We start from the raw sequence: 9,910 nt of genomic DNA on the forward strand, positions 1-9,910 counted from the left end.
GAGTACTCGGCTACGAACCGAGCGGTCACAGGTTCGAATCCTGTCGAGTGCACCATTTAAGAGTCAGTTGCAGCAATGCAGGTGACTTGGTTCCAACCAGTTGTGATCTGGTCTAAAAACACAATCTGCACTCGTAGCTCAGCTGGATAGAGTACTCGGCTACGAACCGAGCGGTCACAGGTTCGAATCCTGTCGAGTGCACCATACAAACAAAAAGCCCGCCTAGTGCGGGCTTTTTGCCGTCTGGGGTTTGAGTAGGATTTATCCCAGGCTTTATCTTTTCTCCTGCGTCATGTGTTTTCCTTTCGGGCTGCGTCGTCGCAGTTCATAGATCCAGCCGTTGCTCAGCTTTTGCTCGCAAGCGCTTGTTCTTTCCAGTTTTTTAACGTTTAAAGCGGTCGGGCGGTGTATCATTGCGCCCGTCAGCCCCGCCGGGGCTTGTGGAATACCTCCATGGACTTACCCAGTAGTGACTCAGTACCCCGTTTTACCAATCATGAATTGACTGATTGATCCTTCCGGCGTGCCCCGCTGCTGGGAGTGGAGTTCGCCTATGACCGAAGTAGAAGTAAAGAAAACACAAGAAAGCCTGCAGGATCGCCTGGCTCAAGTTATCGAGCTGCTGCAGCGCCAGCGCGTGGTCGAAGACCTTACGCATCGCCAGGAAGGTCCGAACCACGACCGTGTCGAAAACCTGGTTCACCGGCAAAACCTTGTCGAGCTGCAACGCAAGCTCGATGACCTGCACTCCGCCGACGTCGCCTACATTCTCGAAGCCTTGCCCCTCGATGATCGACTGACCCTCTGGCAGTTGGTCAAGGCTGACCGCGACGGCGACATCCTTCTCGAAGTATCCGACTCGGTGCGTGAAACGCTGATCGCCGACATGGACGATCACGAGCTCCTGGCTGCGGCCAAGGAGATGGATGCCGACGAACTCGCTGACTTGGCCCCTGAGCTGCCGCGTGACGTCGTGCATGAGCTGATGGAGGCCCTCGACGGCCAGCAGCGTGAGCGCGTACGCTCCGCGCTGTCCTATGATGAGGACCAGGTCGGCGCCCTGATGGACTTCGAGATGGTCACCATCCGCGAAGACGTCAGCCTGGAAGTGGTCTTGCGTTATCTGCGTCGCCTCAAAGAGCTGCCAGGCCACACCGACAAACTGTTCGTGGTGGATTACGAAGGCATCCTCAAGGGCGTGCTGCCGATCAAGCGTTTGCTGGTCAACGACCCGGACAAGAAAGTCGCGGACCTGATGGCCAGTGACACGGTGAGTTTTCACCCGGACGAAGATGCCTACGAAGCTGCGCAGGCGTTTGAGCGTTATGACTTGATCTCGGCCCCGGTGGTCGACAAGAACGGCAAGCTGATTGGCCGTTTGACCATCGATGAAATGGTCGACTTGATTCGTGAAGAAAGTGAGACCGAAGTCCTCAACATGGCGGGTCTGCGTGAAGAGGAAGATATTTTTGCCTCGGTCTGGCGCTCGCTGCAGAACCGCTGGGCCTGGTTGGCCGTCAACCTGATCACGGCCTTTATCGCATCGCGGGTGATTGGGTTGTTTGAGGGCTCCATCGAGAAGCTGGTGGCGCTCGCGGCGCTGATGCCGATTGTGGCCGGGATCGGCGGCAACTCGGGTAACCAGACGATCACCATGATCGTGCGCGCCATGGCGCTGGACCAGGTGAGCACTGCCAATTCATCGCGCCTGCTGCGCAAGGAGCTGGCGGTGGGCCTGATTAACGGCCTGGTGTGGGGTGGGGTGATTGGTGTGGTGGCTTACTTGCTGTACGGCAGCTGGTCGCTCGGCGTGGTGATGACGGCGGCAATGACCCTTAACCTGCTGTTGGCAGCGCTGATGGGGGTGTTGATCCCCATGACCCTGGCTCGCCTTGGGCGCGACCCTGCAATGGGCGCCAGCGTGATGATTACCGCCATGACCGACAGTGGCGGCTTCTTCATCTTCCTGGGTCTGGCAACGATCTTCCTGCTTTGATCCTATCCTGAGGGGGCAATTCTGCCCCCTTGCGGCATTCCCTACTCAAACTTCAAGCAAAAAAAAGCCAGCACGTGGCTGGCTCCGGCGTTCAGTCGTCTATCAATTGGCTTCTGCGGCCGCCTCGACGTCGTGCGCGATCAGCGAGACGAGAGCATTTTGCTGGCGGTGGGAGAGCTGACGAAAACGCTGCAGCAGTTCGCGTTCGTGCAGCGACAGCTCGGGGCTGTCCAGGCGCATGCTCAACTCTTCGCCCAACGCACCTTCCTGAATAAGGCTTTGCTCCAGGCGAGCGATGATTTCGGAGTTCATGCTGCGGTGATGATTGCGAGCCACCTCGGCAATGCGTTCCCGCATTCCGTCTGGCAGACGTACGACGAACTTGTCAGCCGTACGGCTGGAATAAATTGCCTGTTTCAATGGGCGCATATATTTAACCGGTTAGTTCAGGGGAGCGGTTTTTGGAATTGGCCGCAAGCGATGAGAGTTAAGACAAGGCTCACGACCAAAGTTCAACCTGAATTGCAATGAGGCCGCATCATGCCTCAGATTTGCCAGTTCCTTGGCGTCAATTCTGTGACAAATATTGAACTGCCTAAAGGCGTAATGCCAGCACTGATTTGCTTTTTTGCGGACTGGTTGGAAAACTTTTCGACGAAAAAATTCATCCTGCAATTTTCGCCCGCACCCCAGCCGCAGAAGGGCTGGAGGGCGCACATCGTATAGCAATGTGGCCTTTTGCCCTTGGTTTTAAGACTAGTGGCAATCTGCCGATTTACTAGGGCGAGGCGACATAAGGTAGGGGAGGGGGAGAGGGGCAGCTCAGCGCAATACGGGGTCGAACTTGATCCGCCGGCCTACGATGAGCGTCAGCAACAGAAGGCTCGCAAACACACCGCTGGCAATGAAGGAGGTGGTCTGCTCATCCTGGGTGTTGACGTTGAACCCCAGAATGGCAGCGGCCAAGGTCAGGCAAAGAAACAGCCAGGCAGGCTTGCTCATAGGTACGCCCTCAGAAAACCCAGTGTTCGGCGGAGGGGGCGGCTTGAGTGCCCTGGGTCAGGTGGATGTCGGATTGTGGCTTGGCGGTCATCACGGCCAGTTGCGGGCGCTGTTGCAAGTGATGCGGCACCGGCTGGTGGAGCTGCGCGGTGTCTTCGCTGTCGCCCGATTGGAAGTGGAACATCACCAATGCGGCCAGAGCCACGGTATTGAGAGCTAACAGAAGCGCGCTGTTCATGATTATGTTCTCCGTGGCTGGCGTGGCCAATGTGCTGTTGTAGGAGAAGTATTGCAGAACCCGTGCCAATGTTTTATATCAATAAAATCAGTGGCTTATGTGCTATTTGAGGGGCTGTTTGATTGCAATTTGCAATGATGGCATTTTGAGGGAGTGCATTTTGCACGATGACGTCAAATGCCGGATTTACTGGGCCAGGTCGTAGTCGCTCTGGCAGGCAGCGGCCTACACTCAAAAAGCCTACGGACGACATGACAAAACCCACCTCGGCCGTTAACATGCACGCCGTCCGTCGCACTGCCCTTGGCGCAGCGACGGCGATTTGTCCCAGTAGCTCAATTGGATAGAGCATCCCCCTCCTAAGGGGAAGGTTGGCCGTTCGAACCGGCCCTGGGACACCAGATCCAAAGCCCCGCACAGATTCTTCTGGCGGGGCTTTTTTGTGCGCGCTTTCCAAGATGAGTCGAACCTTGCCAGTGTTCAGGGTTCACAGCAGGTGCGCGATGTATTTATCGCAATATGTGTACCTTGCGAGCCGTCGGGCAGCGTCTGACGGTTAAGCAAAATAATCCCCGGAAACGGCATTTACCGCCTGTCCGGACCCGCCACCCAGGACTATCATGCCGATAGCCCTGTCCCCCACCGCAAGGAGCCGCTCGGAACGCCGATGCGCCAGATCTGGAAATCTTTTCGAGCCCTTTATTTCGCCTCCTTGATGATGTTGATCGGCTCCGGCCTGCTCAGCACTTACCTGGCCTTGCGCCTGGCGGCCGACCATGTGGACAGCCTGTGGGTCGGTGCGCTGATGGCGGCCAACTATTTTGGCCTGGTGCTGGGCGGCAAGATCGGGCATCGCTTGATCGCCCGGGTCGGGCATATCCGTGCGTATGCCACTTGTGCCGGGATCGTCGGTGCGGCGGTGCTGGGGCATGGGTTGATTGACTGGCTGCCGGCCTGGATTGTGCTGCGGATCATCGTCGGCCTGGGGATGATGTGCCAGTACATGGTCATCGAGAGCTGGCTGAATGAGCAGGCCGACGCCAAGCAGCGCGGCGTGGTGTTCAGCGGCTACATGATTGCGTCCTACCTGGGGCTGGTGCTTGGTCAACTGATCCTGGTGATGCATCCCCAGCTCGGTCTGGAATTGCTGATGCTGGTCGCGCTGTGTTTTGCCCTGTGCCTGGTGCCAGTGGCCATGACTCGGCGGATTCACCCGGCGCCGCTGCATCCTGCGCCGATGGAGCCGCGCTTCTTTATCAAACGGGTGCCGCAGTCGCTGAGTACGGTGCTGGGCGCGGGGTTGATCGTCGGTTCGTTCTACGGTCTCGCGCCGCTTTACGCCTCCCAGCAAGGGTTGACGACGGAGCAGGTCGGTCTGTTCATGGGCTCGTGCATTTTTGCCGGCCTGCTGGTGCAGTGGCCGCTCGGCTGGTTGTCCGACCGTTATGACCGGGCCTTGTTGATTCGCTGTTTTGCCCTGTGCCTGGCGGTCGCCGCGTTGCCGTTGGCGATCATGACGCAGGTGCCGCTGGAGGTGCTGTTTGTGGCGGGCTTCCTGTGTTCGCTGGTGCAGTTCTGCCTTTACCCGTTGGCCGTGGCCTTTTCCAACGACCACGTCGAGGGTGATCGCCGTGTGTCGCTGACCGCCATGTTGCTGGTGACGTACGGCGTCGGCGCCAGTATCGGGCCGCTGTTGGCCGGTGTGGTGATGAAGCTGTTTGGCAGTCAGATGCTCTACGCGTTCTTCAGTTTGTGTGCGCTGATCCTGGTGTGGCGCATCCGGCCGAAGGCGGTGACCAACCTGCATCAGGTGGATGATGCGCCGCTGCATCACGTGGCGATGCCCGACAGCATGTCCAGCTCGCCGCTGGTGGCTGCGCTGGACCCGCGGGTCGATGAGCAGGTGGTGCAGGAGCAAATGCAGACCGCTGTGCCGGAAGAGCCCGAACCTGAAGTCGAAACGAAGCCGGATGAGCCCGCATTCGAAGGGCCACCAGAGCCTCTGGGCCCGGAAGAGCACCCCCATGACTTGAGCAGGGCGCGCCCCTGAAAGCAAAAACGGGCAGATCCCATCAGGATCTGCCCGTTTTTTGTGGCGTGCTTTAAAGCTTAAAAGTCGTCGTCTTTGTCAAAGCGCCGCGCTTCGCGTTGCAGTTGGTACACAAAGCGTTCGACCTGGCGCTGTACCAATCCACTCATGTTGTGGAAGCGCACGCCGGCGAAGGTGGTGTTGATCTTCTCTTCGAAGTGCAGGTAACGCAGTTCGACGGAGGTGGTCATGCTGCCAAAGGGCAGGGCAGCGATAAAACGATCGTAGACCTGGCCCAGTTGCAGGCGCTCGGAGATGTCGCCTTCAAAGCGCAATTTGCAGCCGGTGGCGGAGATGTCCAGCAGCTTGCCGCTGACCGGTGCCTTGAGTTTCTCGCCGCCCAGCTCGATGTTCACCAGTTGTGCCAGTTTCAGCGCGGCGCGGAAGGCATTGCGGCGCTGATGGTAGACCACCTCGTCCGGCATGCTGCCGGTGTAGATACGGTGGCCGTCTTTTTCACTGACGGTGTAGGTGCCGTTGCTTTCCCACGCGACGCGCACGCCTTCGTGGAAACCCTCGATACGAAACGGTTCGCCGCTTTCCAGGAAGCGTTCGCCATCGCGCGGGATCATTTCATCCAGTGCCAGGGTCTTGCTGTCCCGGTCGATGTCCACCAGGTAGCTTTGGAAGCGCTGGCTGCGTTCGTGGAAGGTGATTATCAGCGGGTCGTGGCTTTCTTGCAGCATCCGCAGGGTGCCGACAATTTCCAGAGGTGTAGTGAGTACCTTGGGTGGCTGCGGTGTATCTTCCGCATTAAGGGCGTTGAACACGGTTCTTCCATCTCCAGACAAAATACGACTACACGCAAGAACCGGCATTTTGCCAGCATGTAACGCGCCTTGGATAGGGCGCGCTGTAAACCGGCGTCAGGCTTGGCTGCGGGTGCCTGGCTTGACCAGGCGTGAGGTGGAGCCTTGGGCGTTGTACAGGGCCGGCGGCTCGCCGCCATGGAGTATACGCAACTGGTTGGCGGTCGTGGCTTGCTGAAGCTGGATCGACTGACCGTTGAGCAAATTGGCTTCCTGGCATTGGCTGAGCAGCTCATTGAGCGCCTGGCTCTGCGCCAGCAGTTCGTCGCCGACGGAGGAATGACTGGCCAGTTGGGCGAGGCCGTCGTGATCGGTTGGCAGGCCGAGGCTGGCCAGAATCTGGCTGCGCTTTTTGCCATGCTGTTCCAGGAGCACGATCAGCGACTGCTTGCGTGCCAGGATTTCTTCCAGCAAGCGCATATCCCGGCCGTAGAGGGCCAGGGATTCTTCTTTGAGCAGCTCGAGCAAATGTTGCGTCGGCGCCAGATCATCAATGATGAGTTGAAGCAGGGTTTCGTCGTGGTGCATGGCTGGCCTTGGGTTTTAAGCGTCCAAAAGCCCGGCGCAGGCCTTTGCCTGGCGCTAGGCTTCGAAGTTGAGCAGCTTGCTGGCTACACGGTTGCTGTCGACTTTATAGCTGCCATCGGCGATTGCCTGTTTCAACTCGGCCACGCGGGCGCTGTTGACAACCGGTTGATCGCGCAGCGAGTCAGTGACCTTCTGCAACTGTTGAGCCTCATTGCTCAGGTGTACGGATTCCCCGCTTTGGCTGGCGCCGGCCTGTTCTGCCTTGGCGGGCAGCGGCTGGGACTTGGCTTCTACGCTGTCCTTGGTGCCGGTGGCGCGCGTAGTGCCGGGCGAAGCCTGGGAATTATTTAAACGACTGAAATCGATGACCATGATAAAAAAACCTCTGGGTATTTGGACGCTTGCCATGTTTTCGGCCATACCCGGACAAACTTTAGGCTCGATTGACAATAAATCTGCATGCGCGCACGTCTGGCACACAGTGTAGGAAAAGCTCGCGTCCGATACCAGTTCTCTATAAAGCCACCTCGACCTGGCCGGGTGCCGTCACCCGTGCCTTGATTACGCGGTTGGAGTTGAGATTCTTGACCCTGATCTGTTCACTCATGCCGCCATTGGACAGCGCTTCCCCCGGCATCTTGACCTGTAGCGCGCCGCTGCTGGCGGATATAACCACCTGGTCGCCCTTGCGAATAACCTCGGCCTGTTCCAGATGTACCAGGGTAATGACCTGGTCGGTGACCACTGGTCGGGTCAATTTCTGCCCGACCGCCTGATCGACCGAGGTGAGATAGCCCTGGCTGATCTGGCTGATATCCCGTTCACGCAGCACAACATCGTCGAAGCCGATGATGCCGGTGCGCTTCAGCGGCCGCGCCACCACCACCACATCGCGGAACAGCTTGACCTGCGCCGGCACGAACACCGTCCACGGCGCAGCGCCCTCGCAGCGTACTTTCACGGTCACGCGGCCAATCGGCTGGGCGGGGCTTTCCAGGGTGGCTGTCAATTCCTTGTCGCACATCGGCATGCGCAGGCGCGGGTCGAGCTGGTTGACCTGGATTTCATAACGTCCGGGTGTCTGGGTGGTCGCCAGATAATCTTCTACAGTGAACTCAAGAAACCCTTGGGTGACGCCGATAAGTAGATCAGGCAAGGTGACGTTGTCCGCGCGGGCCGTGGTGCCCAAGCCCAGGGCAAGCAGCGCCAGCGGTACGCAAAACAAGCGGCAATACCGTGTCAGGTCAAGGTGTCGGGAAACTGTCGTTTTAATATCCATGACCAATAAATAGCAAAGCTCGTGCCGTTTAGTGTTGGGTGCGCGTCACTGCCCTTATAGGTATGGCCAAAGGTTTTAGCGTGGGAGTCAAGGCATGGCAGGAGTAATGGATTCAGTAAACCAGCGCACACAGCTGGTGGGGCAGAATCGCCTGGAGTTGTTGCTTTTTCGCCTGGATGGCAAACAGCTGTACGGCATCAACGTGTTCAAGGTGCGGGAAGTGTTGCAGTGCCCCAAGCTGACGATCATGCCCAAGTCCAGCCCGGTGGTGTGTGGCGTGGCCAACATCCGTGGCGCGACCATTCCGATCCTTGACCTGTCCCTGGCTACGGGCTCGGCAGGTTTGCAGGACCGCGAAAACCCTTTCGTGATTATCACCGAGTACAACACCAAGACCCAGGGTTTCCTGGTGCGCTCGGTGGAGCGCATCGTCAACATGAACTGGGAAGAGATCCATCCGCCTCCCAAGGGCACCGGCCGCGATCACTACCTCACGGCAGTGACGCGGGTGGATAACCAGTTGGTGGAAATCATCGACGTGGAGAAGATCCTCGCCGAAGTGGCGCCCACCTCGGAATCGATTTCCGTCGGTGTGGTCGACGCCGAGACGGCGCACAAGGCGATCTCGCTGCGCGTGCTGACGGTGGATGACTCCTCGGTGGCGCGCAAGCAGGTGACCCGTTGCCTGCAAACCGTCGGCGTAGACGTGGTGGCACTCAACGATGGGCGCCAGGCGCTGGACTACCTGCGCAAACTGGTGGATGAAGGCAAAAAACCGGAAGAAGAATTCTTGATGATGATTTCCGACATCGAGATGCCGGAAATGGACGGATACACCCTCACGGCCGAGATACGCAACGATCCACGCATGCAAAAATTGCATATCATCCTGCATACTTCGTTGTCGGGCGTATTCAACCAGGCGATGGTCAAGAAGGTCGGTGCCGATGACTTCCTGGCCAAATTCCGTCCGGATGACCTGGCAAGCCGGGTTGTCGACCGGATCAAGGCAGCAGATCACGGCTAGGGGATTTCCCCTGGCGGTCACACGATTTAAGAGGCGGTATCATTGTCTACGGGTAATTTGGATTTCGAACAGTTCCGGGTCTTCCTGGAAAAAGCCTGTGGCATATTGCTCGGTGAAAACAAGCAGTACCTGGTATCCAGCCGTCTCAACAAGCTGATGGAGCAGCAGGGCATCAAGTCGTTGGGCGAGCTGGTTCAGCGTATCCAGGGGCAGCCGCGCAGCGGGCTCAAGGAAATGGTGGTCGATGCCATGACCACCAACGAAACCCTGTGGTTTCGTGACACCTACCCGTTTGAAGTGCTCAAGAGCAAAGTGCTGCCGGAGGCCATCAAGGCCAGCCCGGGCCAGCGCTTGCGCATCTGGTCGGCGGCCTGCTCCTCGGGGCAGGAACCGTATTCGATCTCGATGTCCATCGATGAGTTCGAGCGGACCAACATGGGCCAACTGAAGGCGGGTGCGCAGATTGTGGCCACCGACCTGTCCGGCACCATGCTTACCAACTGCAAGACCGGCGAGTACGACAGCCTGGCCTTGGGCCGGGGTTTGTCCCAGGAGCGCCTGCAACGTTACTTTGACCCGAAAGGGGCAGGGCGTTGGGCGGTCAAGGCGCCGATCAAGAGTCGGGTGGAGTTTCGCTCGTTCAACCTGCTCGACAGCTACGCCAGCCTGGGCAAGTTCGACATGGTGTTCTGCCGCAACGTGCTGATCTACTTCTCGGCCGAAGTGAAGAAAGACATCCTGTTGCGTATCCATGGCACGCTCAAGCGTGGGGGCTATCTGTTCCTGGGGGCTTCCGAAGCGCTGAACGGTCTGCCGGATCATTACCAGATGGTGCAGTGCAGCCCGGGCATCATCTACCAGGCGAAATAAGCCGTACGCGGTCAAAATTGTGGGAGCGGGCTTGCTCGCGAATGCGGTATATCAGTCATAGATGAGGTGACT

11 protein-coding genes and 3 tRNA genes (1 of these 14 only partly in view) are annotated in these 9,910 nt (G+C 58.3%); 7 read left to right on the top strand and 7 right to left on the bottom strand.

Features of this window, described 5'->3' with window-relative positions:
- The 3 genes from NUV89_RS18070 to mgtE form a co-directional block, all read left to right on the top strand.
- Positions 1 to 55 (top strand) — tRNA-Arg (locus tag NUV89_RS18070) (it extends 122 nt beyond the left edge of the window).
- A 72-nt stretch (positions 56 to 127) separates the two neighbouring features.
- Positions 128 to 204, top strand: a tRNA-Arg gene (locus tag NUV89_RS18075).
- A 349-nt stretch (positions 205 to 553) separates the two neighbouring features.
- Complete coding sequence (gene mgtE, locus NUV89_RS18080) at positions 554 to 1,996, top strand: magnesium transporter (protein WP_017738211.1); 1,443 nt, start codon at positions 554 to 556, stop codon at positions 1,994 to 1,996.
- A gap of 102 nt (positions 1,997 to 2,098) precedes the next feature.
- Here the strand turns inward: mgtE and NUV89_RS18085 are convergent, their stop codons facing one another.
- From NUV89_RS18085 to NUV89_RS18100, 3 genes are all read right to left on the bottom strand, one after another.
- Positions 2,099 to 2,425 carry an Arc family DNA-binding protein gene (locus NUV89_RS18085; RefSeq protein ID WP_003193592.1) on the bottom strand — a complete coding sequence of 109 codons (327 nt, stop codon included), beginning with the start codon at positions 2,423 to 2,425 and terminating at the stop codon, positions 2,099 to 2,101.
- A gap of 393 nt (positions 2,426 to 2,818) precedes the next feature.
- The gene (locus tag NUV89_RS18095; RefSeq protein WP_257782377.1) at positions 2,819 to 2,998 is read right to left on the bottom strand and encodes a PA3371 family protein; all 180 of its coding nucleotides are present in this window, start codon (positions 2,996 to 2,998) and stop codon (positions 2,819 to 2,821) included.
- 10 nt (positions 2,999 to 3,008) lie between these two features.
- Positions 3,009 to 3,236, bottom strand: coding sequence for a hypothetical protein (locus tag NUV89_RS18100; protein ID WP_257782378.1), 228 nt, complete (start codon positions 3,234 to 3,236; stop codon positions 3,009 to 3,011).
- Between the two features lie 324 nt (positions 3,237 to 3,560).
- Here NUV89_RS18100 and NUV89_RS18105 point away from each other — a divergent pair.
- Positions 3,561 to 3,637, top strand: a tRNA-Arg gene (locus NUV89_RS18105).
- A gap of 266 nt (positions 3,638 to 3,903) precedes the next feature.
- The gene (locus tag NUV89_RS18110; RefSeq protein WP_257782379.1) at positions 3,904 to 5,286 is read left to right on the top strand and encodes an MFS transporter; all 1,383 of its coding nucleotides are present in this window, start codon (positions 3,904 to 3,906) and stop codon (positions 5,284 to 5,286) included.
- 59 nt (positions 5,287 to 5,345) lie between these two features.
- Here the strand turns inward: NUV89_RS18110 and NUV89_RS18115 are convergent, their stop codons facing one another.
- From NUV89_RS18115 to flgA, 4 genes are all read right to left on the bottom strand, one after another.
- A complete protein-coding gene (locus NUV89_RS18115) occupies positions 5,346 to 6,095 on the bottom strand; it encodes a flagellar brake protein (RefSeq protein WP_026136980.1) in 750 nt (249 codons plus the stop codon).
- Positions 6,096 to 6,191: 96 nt separating this feature from the next.
- Positions 6,192 to 6,662 (bottom strand): flagella synthesis protein FlgN, encoded by a 471-nt coding sequence (locus tag NUV89_RS18120; protein WP_257782380.1) that lies wholly within the window; start codon positions 6,660 to 6,662, stop codon positions 6,192 to 6,194.
- 54 nt (positions 6,663 to 6,716) lie between these two features.
- Positions 6,717 to 7,034, bottom strand: coding sequence for a flagellar biosynthesis anti-sigma factor FlgM (gene flgM, locus NUV89_RS18125; RefSeq protein ID WP_257782381.1), 318 nt, complete (start codon positions 7,032 to 7,034; stop codon positions 6,717 to 6,719).
- A 142-nt stretch (positions 7,035 to 7,176) separates the two neighbouring features.
- Positions 7,177 to 7,941: a flagellar basal body P-ring formation chaperone FlgA gene (flgA, locus tag NUV89_RS18130; protein WP_257782382.1), complete on the bottom strand. Its 765-nt coding sequence runs from the start codon at positions 7,939 to 7,941 to the stop codon at positions 7,177 to 7,179.
- 94 nt (positions 7,942 to 8,035) lie between these two features.
- On the opposite strand from flgA, the gene NUV89_RS18135 reads away from it, so the two are divergent.
- Both NUV89_RS18135 and cheR read left to right on the top strand, forming a co-directional pair.
- On the top strand, positions 8,036 to 8,968 hold the full coding sequence (locus NUV89_RS18135) for a chemotaxis protein CheV (RefSeq protein WP_257782383.1): 933 nt from the start codon (positions 8,036 to 8,038) through the stop codon (positions 8,966 to 8,968).
- Positions 8,969 to 9,010: 42 nt separating this feature from the next.
- Positions 9,011 to 9,838 carry a protein-glutamate O-methyltransferase CheR gene (gene cheR / locus NUV89_RS18140; protein WP_016979774.1) on the top strand — a complete coding sequence of 276 codons (828 nt, stop codon included), beginning with the start codon at positions 9,011 to 9,013 and terminating at the stop codon, positions 9,836 to 9,838.
- Positions 9,839 to 9,910 lie beyond the last annotated feature (72 nt).

The organism is Pseudomonas sp. 18.1.10, assembly GCF_024655625.1.
In the GTDB taxonomy this organism is placed as follows: Bacteria; Pseudomonadota; Gammaproteobacteria; order Pseudomonadales; family Pseudomonadaceae; genus Aquipseudomonas.